This window comes from Weizmannia acidilactici (assembly GCF_008974225.1).
GTDB lineage: Bacteria > Bacillota > Bacilli > Bacillales > Bacillaceae_C > Weizmannia > Weizmannia acidilactici.
Genome location: NZ_BKZR01000014.1, coordinates 54,383 through 73,961, shown reverse-complemented (window position 1 = coordinate 73,961; position 19,579 = coordinate 54,383). Strand labels below are relative to the sequence as shown.

Here is a 19,579-nt window from a genome sequence, read left to right as displayed (position 1 = left end):
ATGCCATCTATTTATGACAGCGACTTTTTCATTATATCAAGATCCGACCAATTTGTCAACACTTTTTTATCTTGCCGTCTTCCCGTTGAAGCAGCGACGTTTACCAATATACCAAGATCACAACTTCGTGTCAACTACTTTTCCCGTTGCAAAAATTTTCGCTGTCGTGCGGGGAGGGAAACCGGAGTGATGCATTTCTATAATATATATTTGCGATTAGGGAGTTGTGCCACAATGTTTAAGTAAGCTGCGCTTCCGGAGCGTTCCCCTCCTGCATTGCCACTGTTCATCCTTCGTGAAAGGCTTTTTTCGTGCTTTACATATACAGTATGCCGTTATGAAAGGACAGCACCGCCGTCAATGACGATCGTTTGGCCGACAACACGGAAAGATAGGTCGGATGCAAGGTAGAGCATGACATTCGCCACTTCTTCCGGTTGTGTATAACGGCCGGTTGGCGCGGCTGCGGCCATTTGCTGCCTTGTTTGTTCGGCAGCCGCTGTATCTCCCCTTGCAAAACCGCCTTCAATTTTTCTCATCATTTCCGTATCCACAACACCCGGGCAGACCGCATTGACACGGACGCCGGACGGGGCTGCTTCAATGCCTGCGGTTTTCGTCATGCCGATGACCGCGTGTTTGCTGGCGCCGTATGCAACCATTTCCGATGTTCCGACCATACCGGCAACTGACGCCGTATTGACGATTACACCGCTTTTTTGCCTGATCATATGCGGCAGGACATATTTCATCCCCAGAAATACACCGCGAACATTAATGCCCATCAGTTTATCAAATACTTCTTCCGGATAGTCAACGAGCGGAATCATTTTCCCTTCCCATCCGGCATTGTTTAATAGAATATCAATTTTTCCGTAAGTATCGAGTGCGGCCCGTACATAACTTTGGACATCTTCCGATTTGGATACATCGGTTCGGACAAAAATCGCATCTCCGCCGATTTCGTGGATTCTTCTTACCGTTTCCTCACCCATTTCTTCGGATAGATCTGCGACAACGACTTTTGCTCCGCCCTCAGCGAGTTTTAAGCATGCTGCGCCCGATTCCCCCTCCGCCACCGGTTACGATTGCAACTTTGCCTATAAAGCCAAACGTTTGCATTGGAATCACCCCTCTCCAATTCGGTACACTTATAGTGTAGTATGTTGTGAAAAAGAACGAAATATTAACGCTTACAATAAATGTGTCAATTTCATGAAAAGGATGCCCCGCAACCATTGCCGAAACGATCCGATTCCCCGCCGCGGAAAAACGGAACGCACTGACGGCAAGCTCGTAACCAGTCCATACCCTGAAAAAAACGGGGTGGCCTTATCCCACCCCGTGGTCCATTTCATACAGCTGCCGGTAGCGCGCGTTTCCTGACATCAGTTCCGCGTGCGTGCCCTGCATTGCAATTTTTCCATCATCGAGAAAGATGATCTGATCCATTTTTTCAAGCCCTGTAAGATGGTGCGTAATCAAAAGCACCGTCTTGTCGTGCAAAACATCAAATATCGTATCGAGCAAATCTTTTTCCGTCAGCGGATCAAGCCCAACTGTCGGTTCATCCAGAATGACAATCGGCGTATTTTGCAGCAAAATCCGTGCAAGGGCAATTCTTTGCCGTTCACCGCCGGAAAAGCGCTGGCCGGTTTCCTCCATTTGCGTATGGATGCCGTTTGGAAGCGTGTCGATATAACGGCCGAGCTTCACCTGCCTGATCGCCGCTTCAATTTCTTCCACCGTGGCGTCCGCCCGCCCGAGGCCAACATTATTTTCCACCGTTGTCGCAAATAAATACGGTTTCTGGTTCAACACGCTGACCTGTTTGTGGATGGCTTCCCCGTAATCGGCCGGGGCGTGCCCGCCGATCGTAACCGTACCGCTGTCAGGTCTCAATGCCCCGACCAACAGGTGCAGAAGCGTCGATTTGCCGGCACCGCTTTTGCCAAGCAGCGCAATTTTCTGCCCGTGCGGGACGATGAGCGAGACATCCTTAAGCGCTGCTTCCTTTTCATTTTCGTAATAATACGTAACATGCTCGAGTCGGATATCTGCTTTCCCGCCGGTATCCAAAGGCATTTTTTCCCCCGGTTCTTCCGGCAAATACCCGCGGATCCCGTCAATCCGCTGCAACGATTCTTTGTATGTTGTAATCTTTTCAACCGCTGGCACAGCCGGGATCATCCCTTCTAATATCGGCAACGTGACGAGCGTGAAAGAAGCGATATACGTTGGGGCAATCTCTCCGTTCAAAGCGGCATGCCCCGCCCAAATGCCGACAAAAATTAAAATGGCGCCCGAGATGGCCTGCAGCTGGAACGTGCGCGAGTGGTTCCAATAAGACATCTTTTTCTCAATCTCGTGGCTTTTTCTGCTGTCCTCATAAAACTGTTTGAAAAACCGTTCTTTTTTCCCGCTGATGATCCAGTCGCGAATCCCAAATAAAGTGTCCGTCATTGTGCAGTACAGGATGCCTTGCGTTTCTTTCAGCTCAATTTGCCGTTTTTTCATGAGATACAATGATACAAGCGGATATACGAACACAATCACGCCTAAACAAACGGCAATCCACAAAGCAAACAGCCAGTCGAACACAGCCAGCACCACAGTCGAATACAGAAATAAAAATAATGCGGTAACCGTCGGGAAAATGGTGCGGATATAGGCATCCTGCAAATGTTCAATGTCATCGGCAAGCGTCCCGAGCAGATCGCCCGTCTGGAAGCGGGAGCGGATGAAAAGCGCCTGCGGTTCGAGCATTTCATACAGTTTGACGCGCATGTCGGCAAGAATTTTTAACACCGTATTATGCCCGGAAAGGCGTTCGAGATAACGGGCAACAGGCCGTGCGATTCCAAATGCGCGCACGCCGACAATCGGCACGTAAATCAACAGAATCGTCACCGGCATTTCCGAAGCCCTTGTAATTAGATACCCGGAAGTAAAGGTCAGCATGGAAGAAGCCAAAAAGGTGAGGATACCGAGCAGCACCGTTAATATCATAAGCCCCCTGTACTGCCGGATATATGGCTTAATATACTGATTGAAGTACTTCATTTTCCGCGCCTCCCCGCTGCGCCTCTACCAATTGGTAAAAGGCGCCTTTCTTTCGGTACAGTTCTTCGTATGTGCCGCATTCCGCAAGTTTGCCGCCGTCCATCACCAAAATCAGATCCATCTCTTTCACCCAATGCAGGCGGTGGGTGGCAAAAAAGACAAGCTTGTTTTCAAACAGCGGCAGCATCAACCGCTTGATCTCCTGTTCGGTTTCGATATCCAAATGAGCGGTCGGTTCATCCAAAAGCATCACCGGCCGCTCATCCAACAATGCGCGCGCCAACGCAATCCGCTGTTCTTCGCCGCCGCTTAATGCCCTTCCCCCCTGGCCGATCATCTCATCCAATCCGTTTGGTAAATTTGCGACCAATTCAGACAATCCTGCCGTCCGGACCGCTTCTTCAATTTTTTCAAGCGGCGCATCAGGTGCGTACCAAGCGATATTTTCGCGTACGCTTCCGGAAAAAATATACGGGTGCTGCGGGATATAGTTCACCTGCCGCTGCCATTCCGGGAATGACAGATGCGGAACCTCCATCCCGTCCAACTTGATGCGGCCCCTTTCAGGAGTGGAGAATCCGGACAACAAATCAATGAGCGTAGACTTACCGGAACCTGAAACGCCGATAATGCCGATTTTTTTAAACCCGCGGACGCTGAAATCGACATCATGCAAAATCGCCCGGTTTTCTTCCTCCGATCGTTTTTCAAGCCCTTCAGCCGACAAGATGCTGTTCTCATTCCAAGCCTTGATTGGGAAAGACAGGCCGGTTCCGAAATCTTCTTTTTCCGCAAGTAGGCGGTGGATTTTCTCGCCCGCTTCTTTCCCGTCCATTGTCGCATGGTAGTCGCTGCCAAGATCGCGGACCGGCATGAAATATTCCGGCGTCAAAATCAAAAGCGCCAAGGCTGGCTCAAAACCGATATGGCCGTTGATCAGCCTGAGCCCGAGTTCAACCGCCACGACCGCGACAGACAACGTTGAAAAAAAGTCCAATGAAAACGAAGATAAAAATGCGATCCGAAGTGTCCGGTTCGTGGCAATGCGGTATTTGTTGCTGACCTCCCATATCGCTTTTTTATGGCCTTTGCTCCGCCCTAAAAATTTTAGCGTCACAAGCCCCCTTAACGAATCGACGAAATGCCGGGAAAGCAGTTGGTACGTTTCCCATCTTGCGTCTTTCTGCTTTTGCGCGGCAAGCCCGAGCAAAATCAAAAATCCAATCAAAATCGGCATGACAAGCAGCAAAATGATGCCTGTTTCGATGTCTGTGAGGAAAAAATAGGCCAAGAGGACGGCAGGGATGCACATGCAGGAGATAAACCGCGGAATAAACAGCTCCAAATACGTACGGAATTGCGGAATGCCTTCCAGACAAAGCGTTACAAGATTCCCTGTACCGTGCCTGCTGATCGCGCGCGGCCCGATTCGAAAAAGCTTTTGTACAAGCAAGTTCTGGAAATGCAGGGATGTACGGTTGGCAAAGCGGAATGCAATCCGCGATTTCGCCCACTGCAAAAAATGCCTAACGATATGGGCGGCAAAAAAGATTCCGAACTCGGCCAGCGCTTCCTGCCACGGCGCCCCTTTATACAAATGGACAATCGCTTTGGCCAAATACACTGCCTGCACAATCACTGCGAATGACTGGACCAATGTCAGGCATCCGACCAAAAACATCGCCTGGATGCTTCCTTTATAATGCAACAAATGTTTATCCATCCGCACCAGCTCCTTGCCTGCACGCCAGGTGATGCCGGCATGCTTTTGATTGCGAAAATCCGCGCGAGCTTTCCCTAAAAGCCCTGTCATAAAATGAAAAGCACCCGGTTTGCCCGAAATCTGCTCCCCGGGTGGGTGGCGGGCGCGCTTTTTCGACCGCGTCCTAGTACATTTTTTACTTGCCCAGCAAAGCTTTGCCGGGCTTAACATTTTTCACATACTTAATAATGCAGCTCATGCGGCGTGACACGTTTCCGGAAAACGTAGTAACTCCAGATTGTATACGCCAGCACGATCGGTACCATTGTCAATGCCACAATCGTCATAACTTTCAATGAATATGGGCTGGACGAAGCTTTGTACAGCGTCAGGTTATTCACCACATCCGTTGAACTGATCAACACGTTCGGGAAGAGCGCGATGAAAAACGAAGCCGTGACAAGAATTAAAACCAGCCCGGTTACCGTGAAACTCAAGCCTTCTTTTTTATTCCGCAGCAGCGGGTACAAAGCAAGGTACAGCACGATCGCGACCGCATAGAGCGGAATTAAAATTGCTCCCCGTTTCACAAAGGCGTCTGTGAAAACCGCTGTTAGTATAGTAAACAGGATGACGACTGCACCGGCTGCGACATACATTTTCATCGCGGCTTTCCCGGCGCGCTCGCGGAGTTCGCCTTCCGTTTTCAGCGTGAGAAACATCAGACCGTGCAAGTAAACGAGGACAACAAAGGCAATACCGCCGACAATAGTGTAAAGGTTGACGATATCGAAAAATCCGGCATGCATCGTCATTGACTTGTCAATTGGCAGACCTTTAATGAGCCCCGAGAACAACACGCCGAGCAAAAACGGCGGCAGTATGCTCCCGAGGAAAATCGACCAATCCCATATATTCTTCCACTTGCTTGCTTGCAGCTTGCCGCGGAATTCAAATGCAACCCCCCTGGCAATCAACGCAAGCAAAAGGATAACAAATGCAAGGTAGTATCCGCTGAAAAGCGTTGCATACCAGTTCGGGAAAGCGGCAAACATTGCGCCCCCCGCCGTTAAGAGCCACACTTCATTGGCATCCCAGAACGGGCCGATCGTATTGATCAACACCCGCTTTTCCGTTTCATTTCTTGCGAGGAATTTCGTGCTCATGCCTACGCCGAAATCAAAACCTTCGAGAAATACAAACCCGGTAAACAATACACAAACGAGCACAAACCATAATTCATTTAACTGCATTATCCAACCCTCCTTGTATTGAAAGGATCCGTTGCAGTGATATCTTCCATCGGTTTTGCCTGCGGGCCCTGTTTAATAACGCGGATGAACAAGTAGGCCATCGCAACCGCCAAAAGCGTATAAACTAGCGAGAATGCAATAATCGAAAACAGGATCTCGCCGGCCGAAACATTCGGCGAAACGCCCGCGCTTGTTTTCATCAAGCCGTTGACGACCCAAGGTTGCCGCCCCATTTCAGACATGATCCAGCCGAACGAATTGCCGATCGTCGGGAGGAACATGACCGGGAACAGCCATTTCAGGAAACGCGTGCTGTTTTCGATTTTTTTCTTCCACACTAAATACAATCCGATCAGGCTGAACAAAATGAGGATGCCGCCTACCACGACCATAATTCTGAAACTCCAGAACGTTGTTTTGACAGGCGGGATATAGTTCCCTTCCCCGTATTCCTGCACGTATTCTTTTTGGAGCGTGTTCATACCCTTGACTTCCCCGGAAAATTTGCCGTAGGACAGATAGCTCAGTAAGTATGGGATTTCAACTTTATCCACCGATTTTTTATTTTTCGTATCAATGACAGCAAAAAGCGTCCATGGCGCAGGATCCCCGCTATTATTCCACAGACCTTCCGCCGCCGCCATTTTCATCGGCTGCACCCTGACCAGATAACGTGCCTGGTCATGGCCGGAAAACGCGAGGCCGATCCCGCCAATCAACCCGATGATCAGTGCAATGGAAACAGAGCGTTTAAAAAAGGCCACTTCTTTTTTCTTAATCAAGTTCCAAGCCGAAACGCCGGCAATGAAGAAAGCACCCGTTGCGAGGCTGCCAAAAATAATATGCGGATAGGCAACCTGTAATTTTTGGTTCAAAATCACAGCGGCAAAATCGTTCATTTCCGCGCGGCCGTTATGAATCGTATAGCCGGCCGGGTTTTGCATGAATGAGTTTGCGGCCATAATCCAGAGCGCCGACAGCATTGTCCCGATCGAAACAAGCCAGATGCAGGCAAGATGGAGTTTTTTCGGCAGCCTGTCCCAGCCGAAAATCCACAGGCCGATGAAAGTCGATTCCATGAAGAACGCTAGCAGCGCTTCAATCGCAAGCGGCGCGCCGAATACATCCCCGACAAACCTGGAGTAGCTCGACCAGTTCATCCCGAATTGGAATTCCTGGATGATCCCGGTGACAACACCGACCGCAAAATTGATGAGAAAAAAAGTTCCCCAAAACTTCGCCATTTTTCGGTAGATTTCTTTCTTTTTCACCAAATAAAGCGTTTGCATTACTGCGACAATAAAAGCCAAACCGATTGAAAGCGGCACGAAAATAAAGTGGAACAATGTCGTCGTTGCGAACTGGGCACGTGCCAATACTAACTCACTCATTTCCCAACATTCCCTCCTTATCCGTTTTCCGATACTTTATCATTACACTTATATTATATTTAATCTTTTTAAGGTACAGATAGGAGCTGTGTGACAAATTGTTTAAGATCATGTGAATATTATTTGACAATTTATTTTTGCAAAAATTTCCCTCCTGAAACCTATTGACTTTTTTCGGCAAACGTGAACAATAATCCAAACAGGGCTGCCCAAGTGGACTTTGGCAGCCCTGTTTGCTTAAAGTTTTGACTTTTACAATTTTTATAAAGACAAGTTGAACGGGGGTTTTTTATGGAAATGGTCTTCATCAACCCTGTAATGCGTTTCGGGCTTGATTTTTCCCTTGGAACGGCCTTTACAGTCATTTGAATGGCCCCTTGGAGATGTGCCTTGAAACAGGTGTATCCCAAAAGTTTGTGAACCGGCTTTTGAGACACCCTTCTTTTACCGTTCGTTTTCCCGCCTCGGGGGAATGGCGAATTGGGCATATTCGCTTTGGGGCGCCACTTTTGTCAGGAGCCTGAATAAGATCCGGTACCTTTCCTTCATCGCCCTCTTTACGGTCCGCTCGATCCTTTGGTCATTCAAGTCGTATAATATCTCTTCCATCTCCCTTTTTAATAAATACTGCAGTTCCAGCAGTTCATTTTCATGTACAACCAATCCTAACACCCGCATGCACCCTTTCTGTTCGTAGTAACACTATCTTTGCCAAATATAAGGAAAATATCATGAAAACTTTTGATTGCATATTCCCGGAAATTTTGCGCATAAAATAAAACAAGCACTGTCTGTAACGGAGGGTTGACTGATGCATTCTACCGAGTCGCATACACGCAAATGGAAACAGTACCTTTTCATCATCGTTGTGTCCTTTTTTACCGCTGTATTTTTATATACCCAAATGCTGGCGCAAACTGCCGCTTTTTCAGCAAACGGTGCCCCAAAAGCGGTTTTTAAAGGGGAAAAGGGGATTGCGCTTACCTTTAATATCGGCTGGGGGGATGAAAAAGCCGTCCCAATCATTAAAACGCTGCAAAAAAGCGGCGTGAAATCCGCTACATTTTTTCTATCAGGGGCTTGGGCCGAGCAACATCCCGATATTGTCCAAATGATCGAAAAAGCCGGGTATGAGATCGGGAGCCTCGGTTATGCGTACGTGGATTATACCGATACGGAGCCGAGCAAAGTGAGAAGCGATATGCTGAAGGCGCAGGAAGTGTTTAAAAAACTTGAAGTAAAAGACGTGAAACTCATCCGTTCCCCAACCGGCCATTTTGACAAAACGACATTGAAAATAGCCAACCAACTGGGGCTCACGGTTGTCCATTGGAGCATCAACACGGATGACTGGAAAAACCCGGGCACCGATAAAATCATCGAAAAAGCAAGTGAAGCAAAAAACGGCGACATCGTCCTGCTCCATGCTTCCGATGCCGCCAAACAAACGAACAAAGCCCTGCCAACCATCATCCGCAACCTGTCGCACGAAGGAAAATTCATCGCCGTCTCCGAAATGATCGCAAACGGCGAAACGAAAACGAAAGTAATACCATAACAGAAAACGGGGCCCCCTGCCAAAAAACCGGATGCCGACACGCAGCAATCCGGTTTTTTAATTTGCGGCCTTCATCGCTGCTTTCTGTTCCCTCTCTTTTTGGGAACGCTTTAAAAAATACGGAAGAACAAGGAGCTGGAAAGCATTGCAGATCAAAAGTGGAAAAAACATTAAATACAGCCATGATTGATTATTCACGCGCAAAGCCGGCACCCACTCCAATATCGTTGCCGCCACCATAAAAAACAGGGCGGGAATGAACGCACTTGCGCTTTTAGCCTGTTTTGCCTTGGCAAATGCAGCCGCCAAAGAAACAGCCAGGACCACCGCCGCGAACCAAAGCGATTGGTGGAAATCCGCCCGGAAATACACAAAATCAAACAGCACATAACAGGCTGCCACAAGCTGGATTGCCTGCCACACCATCCGCGAACGGAAAATATCGAGCCCAAGCTGGTGCACCGTTAAATAAGCAAAAAAGCCGACCTGGCTGACCAAGCTGAAAATCAACCCGACACCTGCAAACCAGAAAAACGCGCCGACGATCGATAACAGATCCATACGGGCAACATAAGGCTCCAGTTCCGGCCAGCGGATCAAAAACCCCAATATCCCGGACGACACCCCGCCGAGTGCGAGTACGGCAAAAAAGAAACGAACCCAATTCCGGCTTGTCAACGCCCATCCCCCTTTTATGCTTTTGTACTTAGATTGTACCAAATAATTGTTTGAAAAATCTAGCATTTACCCTCCCGCGCATAAAACGAAAAAATCTCCCCATATTAAAGATAGAATGAAGAAGGGAGCCAAAAGCATGAAGAAAATTATTGTTTTGCTCCTCATCCCCCTGTGCGCTGCCCTTGCCGCCTGCTCCGGCAATGCCGCAATGGGCGGGCAGACAGATTATAACCAGACGAAAAAAATGGTCATTGATATATTGAAAACCGACGAAGGCAAAAAAGCACTGCAAGATATCATCACGAGCGATGACATGAAAAAGAATCTTGTCATTGACCAGGCCTATGTCAAAGAAACGATCGAAAAAACGTTAACCTCCCAAAAAGGCATGGATTTTTGGAAAGAATCGATGAAAGACCCGAAATTTGCCGAAGCGGTTGCCAAAAGCATGAAAACCGAAAACAAAGCATTGCTGAAAAGTTTAATGAAAGATCCGGATTACCAGGCAATGATGATCGACGTTTTAAAAGATCCGGTTTATGAAAAAGAAGTGCGCAATATGCTGAAAAGCAAAGAGATGCGGAAAACAATGCAAAGTGTTGTGGTCGACACGTTTAATGATCCTTTATTTAAAGCGAAAATGGAGGACAGTTTACGGAAAGCCGCCAAAGAAACGGACGGGAAAAAATGAAGCTGCCGGAAAAAGCGGTGGGATGCTGCCCCACCGCTTTGCAATATGTTTATTTTTTCAGTTTATCGACAATCTTCCGGGCTATTTCCGTATAAATTTTGCCGATGCGGTGATCTTCGGCATAAATGGACGGCGCAAAATCATGCTCATTCCAATCCGGCTGCTGAAGCGGCAGTTGTCCAAGCAGTTCCGTCCGCAGCTCCTCGGCCAATTTTTCCCCGCCGCCGCGGCCGAACACATACTCGCGTTCCCCGGTAACCTTGCTTTCAAAATAAGACATATTTTCAATGACACCCAATAAATTGTGTTCCGTCCGCAATGCCATCGCCCCTGCCCTTGCGGCAACAAAAGCGGCTGTCGGGTGCGGGGTTGTCACGATGATCTCATTGCAGCGCGGCAGCATCGAATGGATATCGAGTGCAACATCCCCGGTTCCAGGCGGCAAATCAAGGAGCAGGTAATCCAAGTCCCCCCACTCCACTTCATTGAAGAAATTGTTCAGCATTTTGCCGAGCATCGGGCCGCGCCAAATGACCGGCGCATTATCTTCGACAAAGAAACCCATTGAAATGACTTTTACCCCGAACCGTTCGACCGGGATGATTTTTTCGCCGCGGACAACCGGGCGCTGCATAATGCCCATCATATCCGGCACGCTGAATCCGTATATATCGGCATCAATCAGGCCGACCTTTTTCCCAAGACGGGCGAGGGCAACCGCCAAATTCACGGATACGGTTGATTTTCCGACACCGCCTTTGCCGCTTGCGATCGCGATAAATTCAGTTTTGGCGGAGCCAAGCGGATTTGGGTTGTCTTCCTTCAGCAGATCCCGGAACTGGTCAAGCGTTTCTTTCGGAAGCTCGCCAAAACGGATGCCGACCGTGTTGGCGCCGATTCCCTTCAGTGCTTTTACAATCGCCATCTGCAATTGCAGCTGTTCCCTCGTGCCGGTTTTCGCAATGGCGACTTTTACGCTGACATGCTGGATTTCCTCTTTGATTTTGATTTCGACAATCCCTTTTGTTTCTTCCAGCGTTTTATGTAAAAAAGGATCTTCAAACCCTTTTATCGCATCATACACTTGTTGTTCCGTCAACATTTTTCACACCATCCTTGAATGAAGTCGTTTCCAGCCTGAATCCAGTATACCATAATTTGACGATTTTATGGACTGGATCGGCTTGCTGGATGGCGCCGTCATTTTAAATCTTTTTCTTTCGTAAAGTACCGCATAATCCCTTCATAAATGGATGCGGCCACTTTTGTCTGGTATTCGTCGGATTTCAGTTGCTGACGTTCTTCCGGATTGGAAAGGAAACCGATTTCAACAAGACAGCCCGGTTTTTTCGCATGTTTTAACAGGTATACATTGGACAATGTTTTCGAAACCCTCGTTGTATTTTCAAGGTTCCGTATCAATTCAGCCTGGATGAAAGTTGCAATTCTTTTGTTCTCGACCATGCTTGGGAAGTAAAATGTCTGTGCGCCGCGCCACTGGGATTGCGGAATTGCATTTAAATGGATGCTGATAAACAGATCAGCTTCCGATTGGTTAATGAGGGAAAGCCGCTTTCTTAAATCTTCCACTTTGCGCCGGCTGTAGCCTCTTGTTTCATTATCGGCCAGGTCGGTGTCCGTTTCGCGCGTCATGATGACAAGCGCCCCCTGCTGCTGCAGGTAATCTTTGATTTTGCTGGCGACATTTAAGGCGACATCTTTTTCCAGCACCTCATCGCCGGTTGCGCCGCCGTCCGGACCGCCGTGCCCCGGATCCAAATAAATGATTTTTCCGGAAAGCGGCAAATTCCATGGGCGCCATGTATCTTTTTGGAAAAATTCAAACTGCAGAAGCAAAAATAAAAGGGCGGCCCCGAGCAAAAACCCCGCGATTTTGATCTTCCGTTTCATCTCAATCTCCCTCTCCTTGTCCTTACTGATAGTTATGGGACAAGAAAGGAAAATAGAACTTTTTTAAGGTTGGAACTCAAACGGTTTCCCGTTTTACTGTGGAAAATCTCTCTTTCTCAGCGGAAGTTGGCAAAACATCAGCAGTAATTTAAAAATATCGGCAGAAAAGAACTGCAGCGGAAATCGTATCTCCCGCCCGCATCTGTCTTGAAAAATTTATCAGCGAAAAAGCTTCCTTTATCAGCGGAACCTTTCGGAAAATCAGCGGAATTCCGAAAAAAATCGGCGGGCCGGCAACAAACTTAGAGGGGGCCGCCTATAGCCGGCCCCCCCTAATGAAGCCGCAGTTTCCGCCTTTGTTCGCCTTTTTTAAAGCCGTACGTCCACCAGTAGTCGGTAAACTGTTCGCATGTATAATAAATCGATTCCTGCATGGTATCTTTGCCGAACGTCCAGTAGAGCCAGAAGTTGTAAAGTGTATCCGTAATATGTTTTAACTCGGTTTCACACCGTTTTTTGGCCTGCTCCAACGGTTCGCCGTAGTAGCCGAAGCGGCTGTAGTGGCCGCCCAATAAATATGCCTCGATGGCCACATCATAGCAGCCTTCTTCGACGCTCTGCTCCATCCGGGCTCCCCCGTTGATCCGGAATGAATCAAAATGGGATTGAAAGCTTTTTTTCAAAGCTTCGATCGGGAGCTCCTGGAGCAGATTGCGTTCATATCTGATTTGCCTCTCCCGTCTTTTTGCAGACAGGGTGGTAATGACTTCATGCATCTATACCCACTCCTTATGGGTATTGTTCAACGAATGCCGGGCGAGCATACCATATAATGATTTCCAACCCAACAGCGCGGAAAATGCGTGGATATATAGGATTAATTCGCGGATAAATAAAACAGGCGTATTTTAAGTTTACATAACATCCCGCTGTATAAGGACTGTACTCCTTCTTCCAACTCAAATTCATCCCATTTTTATAGAACAGTGCCCTTTTGTGCCCTTTTTCTCATTCGAATTCCTGCAAATCGATCCGACATGCTTTTAGCGGCACAACTTTTGTCCGCTTTGCAATTTTATAGCCGAGCCACATGATGACAAACAACGGAATGCCCAAGTATGCCGCGAGTGCGCTCATCCAATCGATTTGGCCGCCGAGGAACGCCTGGTAATCCTGCGCCAAAATGACGATCAGTCCGACAACAAGGGCAAAGATCGGGCCAAACGGATACCATTTGGCATGGAAAGGCAGCTCCTCGACCGAGTGCCCTTGCGCAATATACGCTTTCCGGAAGCGGTAGTGGCTGGCGGCAATCCCGAGCCAGAAAATAAAGCCCGTGACACCGGCTGCGTTTAATAGCCAAATGTAAATGGCGCCGTCCCCAAAGACAGATGCCAAAAATGCGAGTGTGCCGACAATCGTTGTGGCCACGAGCGCCGCAACTGGCACGCCGCGTTTATTGAGCCTAGCGAAAAACTTCGGGGCCTGCCCTTCTTTTGCCATCGCATATAGAATTCTCGTCGAAGCATACAAGCTTGAATTGCCCGCCGATAATACGGCCGTTAAAATGACTGCATTCATGAGCGAAGCCGCAAATGCGAGCCCGGCTTTTTTAAAGACGAGTGTAAACGGGCTCACCATAATGTTTGTGCTCTGCAATGTTTTTGTCGTATAAGGGATGACCAGCCCGATGACAAGAATAGCCAGCACATAAAACAAAAGGATCCGCCAAAACACGCTTCTGATCGCTTTCGGTACATTTTTGCGCGGATCTTCGCTTTCCCCTGCTGCGACGCCGACAATTTCCGTCCCCTGGAAAGAGAACCCTGCCGTAATAAAGACGCCGAGTGCGGCAAGCGCCCCGCCATGGAAAGGCGCATCCCCAACCGTAAAGTTTTTAAAACCGATTGCGTTGCCTCCCATAATACCGAATATCATCAAGGTGCCGACCACGATAAAAATGATAATCGTGGCCACTTTAATAAAGGAGAACCAATATTCCCCTTCGCCGTAGCCTTTGACGGAAAGGATGTTCAGCAGAAAAATGACAAGCAAAAACAGGCCGCTCCACATCCAAGAAGGGCTGTGTGGAAACCAGAATTTCATGACGAGCGTGGATGCCGAAAGTTCCGCAGCCAAGGTGATCGCCCAGCTGTACCAGTAGTTCCATCCGAGCGCAAAGCCGAGCGCCGGATCAATAAAGCGGGTCGCATATGTACTGAATGCGCCGCTTGTCGGCATAAAAGATGCCAGTTCCCCGAGGCTTGTCATAATAAAATAAACCATTACACCGATAACCAAATAGGCGAGCAGTGCACCCCCCGGGCCCGCCTGGTAAATGGCGGCGCCGCTTCCGAGAAACAGTCCTGTCCCAATTGAACCGCCGAGCGAAATCATGGTGAGATGCCGCGCCTTTAAACTCCGGTTAAGCCCGGAATCTTGTTTCGTATCCATCAGGAACACCTCCATTTCGTTTGTTCCCTGTTGACAGCATATCTCCACGTTTTTCACAGGATAAAAGCACAACGTCCATACAATAGCACAAAAATTTTCGGTTGAAAATAGATTTTTGCATATTTCCAGCATTTTAATGCATATTTTTACACCGCCAATTAAAAAACATGCAGCAGAGGAACATGCTGCATGCCGTGGTACAGCCGGATTAAAGACGGACCGGCTGCTTTTCAATATAATCGTTTTCCTCCAAATATTGGATAACCTGTTTGACGGAATCTTCCAAAGGTTGTTGATTCGTGTCTACAACGAGTTCCGGGCATTCAGGCGCTTCATAAGGCGCGTCAATACCGGTAAAGTTTTTAATTTCACCGCTGCGTGCCTTTTTGTACAAGCCTTTCGGATCCCTGTTTTCGCACACTTCCAGCGGGCATTTCACATAAATTTCGACAAACTCACGGCCTTCCACCAGTTCACGGACCATGTCCCGGTCTGCCTGGTACGGCGAAATAAATGCGGTCAGTACCATAATGCCTGCATCTACGAACAGTTTTGACACTTCGCCGATGCGGCGGATGTTTTCTTTCCGGTCTTCCGGGGAAAATCCGAGATTTTTGTTTAAACCGTGGCGGATGTTATCCCCGTCCAGAATGTAGGTACGGATCCCCCGTTTGTGGAGCTCATGTTCCACGGCAACAGACAAAGTCGATTTCCCCGAGCCGGATAAACCGGTAAACCAAAGGATGGCGCTTCCATGCCCGTTCAACTTCCGGCGGTCTTCCTTTTTGACTTTGGCTTCGTGCCACGTAATATTGGTCGCTTTCGCCATGCGATTGGATTTCCTCCTTTTTACTTAATAGAAAAAATTTTCAAGGTCATCTTTCTTGCGCTTTCATGCCCCTGATCAATACTTCGGCAACTTCCGGGCGCGAGAATTCTTTTGGCGGTTTTTGGCCCGCGCGCAGCATTTCACGCACTTTTGTCCCGCTCAAATGAATATGGTCTTCTTTGCCGTGCGGGCAAGTTTTTGTCGTCGCCATGTTGCCGCATTTTGTGCAGTAAAAGGCATGTTCAAATTTTAATATCGTAATGTCGAGCTCATGTTCCACGGTGCTGATTAATTCCTGCGCCTCATATGTACCGTAATAGTCGCCCACGCCGGCATGGTCACGCCCAACAATGAAATGGGTGCATCCGTAATTTTTGCGGACAAGCGCATGGAGAATCGCTTCCCTTGGCCCCGCATAACGCATGGCGGCAGGATAAATGACAAGGCGTACGCGGTCTTTCGGATAGTAATTTTTCAAAATCACTTCATAACTTTCCATCCGGATGTCGGCCGGGATATCGTCGCTTTTCGTCTCACCGACAAGCGGGTTCAACAGCAGGCCGTCCACAATTTCAAGTGCGCTTTTTTGGATATATTCATGTGCGCGGTGCACAGGGTTGCGCGTCTGGAAGCCGACAATCGTTTTCCAGCCGAGAGATGCGAACATTTCCCGCGTTTCTTTCGGATCCTTATAATAGGCTGCAAATTGGTCGTGGTTCGGGCGGTTGAGCAGCGTAATCGGGCCTGCGAGATACACGCCGCCGTTTTCATACAGGCGCTTGACCCCTGGATGCGCCGCATCGGTTGTGCCATACACAAGCTCTGCTTCCCGTTCTTTATCAACCGTATACTTTTCTTCCAGTTGGAGCGTGCCGTAAATGACGCCGTCCGCACCTTTCAATGTAATCGTTTCGCCGATTGCAAACCTTTCCGCTTCTTCTTCCGTGACGGGAAGCGTGATCGGGATGCTCCAGACCAGTCCGTTTGCAAGGCGCATGTTTTCAACGACACTTTCGTAATCCCTCTGGCCCATAAAACCGGTCAACGGGCTGAACCCCCCAATGGCGATCAGTTCCAAATCGGAAATGCTCCAGTCGGAAACGACCAGTGTCTGATTTTTTTTTGCTTGTTTCAAAGCCTCCGCACTTTTGTCTTCGCGGTTCACCAAAACACCGCCATGCGGGACGCTCGTTGCAAATGCCATGTTCCAAAATTCCTCCACTCATGAATATTTTTCCTATAAAAAAGATAGGATTAATGTTTATACTCTATTTTAACATTAAACAGACTATTTTGGCAGTTATTTTTTTCCGGTTTTGGAGGATCACGGTGCAACACACCATAATCATTCAAATAATCCTGATACAGCTTTTCAACCCGCTCATGGTATGCTTTAGACTGGAAGACTTCCTGGGATTTGGTCCCTTCAAGGGCGAGCAAATATAAATCTTTGACATCCTGGGTAACATCCCCATGATTTATAAAGTCCTCCAAACTCGTGTTGCTGTTGCTTGTTTGCAATTTCGGATCAATAAAAGATTCAATTTTGCATTTCAGTTCCGCCTCGTCTTCCGGCCACGGCAGATCGAGTGTCGTGGAAATTTTGCGCAGGCACTCCAGTGTATGATTGAAAAGTTCTTCATACGACACAATCATCCGCTTTAAGCCGTATGTATCCCGGATGGAAAACAACGTACGCAACTGCCATTGCCTCAGCGCCCATGTTTCATCGCGGTTCCACGCCCTGACATTTGAAGCCACAACATCAATCGGGTTGCGGACAACAATCACACAGTTTGGTTCTACGCGTAAATCTGCCAGTATATCTTTCCATAATGCGAGATAATCATTGGTGCGCGGGTCTTTCCACGCCCAGACTTCTTTGTCTTTGAACTGCTCGTACACGTAATCCTTTATTTTATTTTTGATCGGCACCACTTGAGGGCTATTTTCATAGCCTTCCGGTGACGGCCTGAAGCGCAAAACCGCCCCTAATTGTTTATGGAGATGAATAATGGTTTCATTTTCAAAATAGCCTTTCGGGTTGATCTTTTTATTCGGGCCGAGCATTTTATCGTTCCCAAGGTCCACTCCCATAAAATTTAAACAGCGGGTGAGGACGGATGTGCCTGAACGGCCGTTTCCCAAAATCAGCACCGCCCTATTATGCATTCTCTTTTTTCGGAAAAAATTCAAAAAACTGGACATCTTTTCCCTACCTTTCAGCATTGTATTGTTTTTTTAATTTGACTTTGGTTGATTTTTTGCTTAACACTGCCCGGGTTACCGGCATCCTGAAACTGGCGAGGCCGATTGTGGCAATGAAAACACTCCCGACTAAAATGATGGAATAAAAATCAAAATCAATAAAAATTTTTACAAGATTATAGGAGATGACGAGTGAAAAACACGGCGAGATCAACCAAATTTTCAGCAACCGTACGGTGATCTTTTTTTCAAAAATGCGCAGCCCCTTTTTTGACATACCGATTCCAAGAATGCTGCATGTCGTGATTTGCGTTTGCGGCACCGGAAGCCCAAGATGCGAGGCGATGATCACCAAAGTGCCGCCAAGCCCCGATACAGCACTCCCTTCCAACAACCTTATCTCGGTAATTTTCTTTCCGTTCGTTTCCAGTACCCGGCTGCCAAGTAAAAGTGCGCCACATGCGACAAACAGCCCGCCAATCCAAATTCCTTCCCGCACGCTCATCAGTCCTGCCGCAACAATCGGCCCTACCGCATTGGCGACATTGTTCATGCCGGCAGAAACAGCTTCCGTAAGCCCTGTGGCAATAACGAAAAACGGCAGGATCCTTTTCCAACTTTTATTATCGGCAAACTTTTTTGCAGCTGTGACAAGCCGCCCAACGCAAAAAGCGAGCAGGAATGCAATAATTGGTACCGCAATCCAATAGAACACAATCGTTAAAATACTTTTTACAAAAAGTACTTTGTATGCGATTCCGACACCTACAATCGCACCCACGGTCACTTCGCTTGTCGATAAAGGAACAGCGGCCATATTGGCAATAAACAGAGAAAGTGTGGCAGCAGCAAGAATGATGATGGCAACAGGCACCGAAATCATATGTTCCGGCACAATATCCGAGCCGAGCGTTTTCACAACTTCCCCGCCTCCGGATACCACCCCGAGCAAGATGCCTGCAGCGCACAAAAATAATGCCACCCTTTTGCTCACCGCTCCCGAACCATATGCAATTCCCATAGAAGCAGCTGCTCCGCTTGCCCCGATATTCATGGCAAACAGTAACGCGACCGCCCATGCAATATACGCCACCTGTAACAGCTCCCAACTTGGTGCAGACGATGATTCTTTACATGATAAGATCTGCCCCGTTTCTTTATATTTTGGCCCCTGAATATACAGTCCGGTTCGTGACCATTTGCACATTCCCGGGCGCATTTTTTAAATGCAGCCGCTGTTTGTTATCCTCATCAACCATCATAAAAATAGAATCTTAAAAAAGAATTAATAAATGGCTTGCGGAAGGACCATGCCTGTTTACCGCTTTTGAATACGGGATATAGGATTTTACTACTGTTGAAAGGAAGCGTTTTGGATGAAACGATTTAGCCGACCAGTTATTTTTACCATACTGGCAGCCATTGTAACCGCAATTGTGCCGACCCGCCCATCGGCTGCTTCCGGAAAAGGAATGATCATTGTCCAATCTTTTTATGGCATGAAAATCGATTATATCCATGAGCATAAAAAAGAACTGCCGAATTTATATAAAATGATGAAAAAAGGGACCGATGCCAAAGATATCACAGCTGTTTACCTTGTATTCTGAAAAATAAACCGGAGCGACCGTACGAGGCAGTCATCAAGACACAAAGCAAAAAAAGCGAATGGTTCCACCATCCGTACGCCGGCGATGTGACCCTTGTTGCCGCGAGGGGGTACATGATGATTCCGATTTCCATGCGCCGTCCGAACCCGGGAACCACGGTGGCAATTCGAAAAGAAGCGATTTGCGCACATTCCTGCTTGTGTACGGGAAGGGCATCCCGCTTAAACGGGG

Annotated in this window: 19 protein-coding genes; 4 read left to right on the top strand and 15 right to left on the bottom strand. The window is 48.0% G+C overall.

Translation table 11 applies throughout. The features are described from left to right. On the top strand, nucleotides 1–190 hold a 190-nt coding region (locus GBH70_RS16945), incomplete at its 5' end, for a hypothetical protein (RefSeq protein ID WP_216643876.1). 145 nt (nucleotides 191–335) lie between these two features. Here the strand turns inward: GBH70_RS16945 and GBH70_RS07245 are convergent. The 6 genes from GBH70_RS07245 to GBH70_RS07215 all read right to left on the bottom strand — a co-directional run bounded on the left by GBH70_RS07245 (nucleotide 336) and on the right by GBH70_RS07215 (nucleotide 8,081). Then, nucleotides 336–1,079, bottom strand: coding sequence for an SDR family NAD(P)-dependent oxidoreductase (locus GBH70_RS07245; RefSeq protein WP_151680417.1), 744 nt, complete (start codon nucleotides 1,077–1,079; stop codon nucleotides 336–338). A gap of 253 nt (nucleotides 1,080–1,332) precedes the next feature. Further along, on the bottom strand, nucleotides 1,333–3,063 hold the full coding sequence (gene cydC / locus GBH70_RS07235; RefSeq protein WP_151680415.1) for a thiol reductant ABC exporter subunit CydC: 1,731 nt from the start codon (nucleotides 3,061–3,063) through the stop codon (nucleotides 1,333–1,335). After that, nucleotides 3,038–4,786, bottom strand: a complete 1,749-nt coding sequence (gene cydD / locus GBH70_RS07230) for a thiol reductant ABC exporter subunit CydD (RefSeq protein ID WP_151680414.1) — start codon at nucleotides 4,784–4,786, stop codon at nucleotides 3,038–3,040. Before cydD ends, cydC begins: the two co-directional genes overlap by 26 nt. A gap of 221 nt (nucleotides 4,787–5,007) precedes the next feature. After that, nucleotides 5,008–6,018: a cytochrome d ubiquinol oxidase subunit II gene (cydB, locus tag GBH70_RS07225; RefSeq protein ID WP_151680413.1), complete on the bottom strand. Its 1,011-nt coding sequence runs from the start codon at nucleotides 6,016–6,018 to the stop codon at nucleotides 5,008–5,010. Beyond that, nucleotides 6,018–7,409, bottom strand: coding sequence for a cytochrome ubiquinol oxidase subunit I (locus GBH70_RS07220; RefSeq protein WP_151680412.1), 1,392 nt, complete (start codon nucleotides 7,407–7,409; stop codon nucleotides 6,018–6,020). Before GBH70_RS07220 ends, cydB begins: the two co-directional genes overlap by 1 nt. Before the next feature lie 444 nt (nucleotides 7,410–7,853). Then, on the bottom strand, nucleotides 7,854–8,081 hold the full coding sequence (locus GBH70_RS07215; RefSeq protein ID WP_151680411.1) for a hypothetical protein: 228 nt from the start codon (nucleotides 8,079–8,081) through the stop codon (nucleotides 7,854–7,856). 139 nt (nucleotides 8,082–8,220) lie between these two features. On the opposite strand from GBH70_RS07215, the gene pdaB reads away from it, so the two are divergent. After that, nucleotides 8,221–8,967: a polysaccharide deacetylase family sporulation protein PdaB gene (pdaB, locus tag GBH70_RS07210; RefSeq protein ID WP_151680410.1), complete on the top strand. Its 747-nt coding sequence runs from the start codon at nucleotides 8,221–8,223 to the stop codon at nucleotides 8,965–8,967. 57 nt (nucleotides 8,968–9,024) lie between these two features. Here the strand turns inward: pdaB and GBH70_RS07205 are convergent, their stop codons facing one another. Continuing rightward, on the bottom strand, nucleotides 9,025–9,645 hold the full coding sequence (locus tag GBH70_RS07205) for a KinB-signaling pathway activation protein (protein ID WP_151680409.1): 621 nt from the start codon (nucleotides 9,643–9,645) through the stop codon (nucleotides 9,025–9,027). Between the two features lie 136 nt (nucleotides 9,646–9,781). Between GBH70_RS07205 and gerD the strand changes: the two genes are divergently transcribed. Continuing rightward, nucleotides 9,782–10,336 (top strand): spore germination lipoprotein GerD, encoded by a 555-nt coding sequence (gerD, locus tag GBH70_RS07200; RefSeq protein WP_151680408.1) that lies wholly within the window; start codon nucleotides 9,782–9,784, stop codon nucleotides 10,334–10,336. 49 nt (nucleotides 10,337–10,385) lie between these two features. Here the strand turns inward: gerD and salA are convergent, their stop codons facing one another. The 8 genes from salA to cysP all read right to left on the bottom strand — a co-directional run bounded on the left by salA (nucleotide 10,386) and on the right by cysP (nucleotide 18,831). Further along, the gene (salA, locus tag GBH70_RS07195; RefSeq protein WP_151680407.1) at nucleotides 10,386–11,438 is read right to left on the bottom strand and encodes an iron-sulfur carrier protein/transcriptional regulator SalA; all 1,053 of its coding nucleotides are present in this window, start codon (nucleotides 11,436–11,438) and stop codon (nucleotides 10,386–10,388) included. A 98-nt stretch (nucleotides 11,439–11,536) separates the two neighbouring features. Further along, nucleotides 11,537–12,247, bottom strand: a complete 711-nt coding sequence (gene cwlD, locus GBH70_RS07190) for an N-acetylmuramoyl-L-alanine amidase CwlD (RefSeq protein ID WP_151680406.1) — start codon at nucleotides 12,245–12,247, stop codon at nucleotides 11,537–11,539. A gap of 332 nt (nucleotides 12,248–12,579) precedes the next feature. Beyond that, on the bottom strand, nucleotides 12,580–13,023 hold the full coding sequence (locus GBH70_RS07185) for a YbaK family protein (RefSeq protein ID WP_151680405.1): 444 nt from the start codon (nucleotides 13,021–13,023) through the stop codon (nucleotides 12,580–12,582). A 232-nt stretch (nucleotides 13,024–13,255) separates the two neighbouring features. After that, entirely contained in the window at nucleotides 13,256–14,701 is a 1,446-nt protein-coding gene (locus GBH70_RS07180; protein WP_151680404.1) for an amino acid permease, read from the bottom strand. Between the two features lie 208 nt (nucleotides 14,702–14,909). Then, nucleotides 14,910–15,530, bottom strand: coding sequence for an adenylyl-sulfate kinase (cysC, locus tag GBH70_RS07175; RefSeq protein WP_151680403.1), 621 nt, complete (start codon nucleotides 15,528–15,530; stop codon nucleotides 14,910–14,912). 46 nt (nucleotides 15,531–15,576) lie between these two features. Further along, nucleotides 15,577–16,734: a sulfate adenylyltransferase gene (sat, locus tag GBH70_RS07170; protein ID WP_151680402.1), complete on the bottom strand. Its 1,158-nt coding sequence runs from the start codon at nucleotides 16,732–16,734 to the stop codon at nucleotides 15,577–15,579. A 50-nt stretch (nucleotides 16,735–16,784) separates the two neighbouring features. Then, the gene (locus GBH70_RS07165; protein ID WP_216643875.1) at nucleotides 16,785–17,678 is read right to left on the bottom strand and encodes a sulfotransferase family protein; all 894 of its coding nucleotides are present in this window, start codon (nucleotides 17,676–17,678) and stop codon (nucleotides 16,785–16,787) included. Nucleotides 17,679–17,745: 67 nt separating this feature from the next. Further along, nucleotides 17,746–18,831 (bottom strand): sulfate permease, encoded by a 1,086-nt coding sequence (gene cysP, locus GBH70_RS07160; protein WP_503827272.1) that lies wholly within the window; start codon nucleotides 18,829–18,831, stop codon nucleotides 17,746–17,748. A gap of 283 nt (nucleotides 18,832–19,114) precedes the next feature. Here cysP and GBH70_RS07155 point away from each other — a divergent pair, with 283 nt between their 5' ends. Continuing rightward, nucleotides 19,115–19,348 carry a hypothetical protein gene (locus GBH70_RS07155; protein WP_151680400.1) on the top strand — a complete coding sequence of 78 codons (234 nt, stop codon included), beginning with the start codon at nucleotides 19,115–19,117 and terminating at the stop codon, nucleotides 19,346–19,348. Nucleotides 19,349–19,579: the final 231 nt, after the last annotated feature.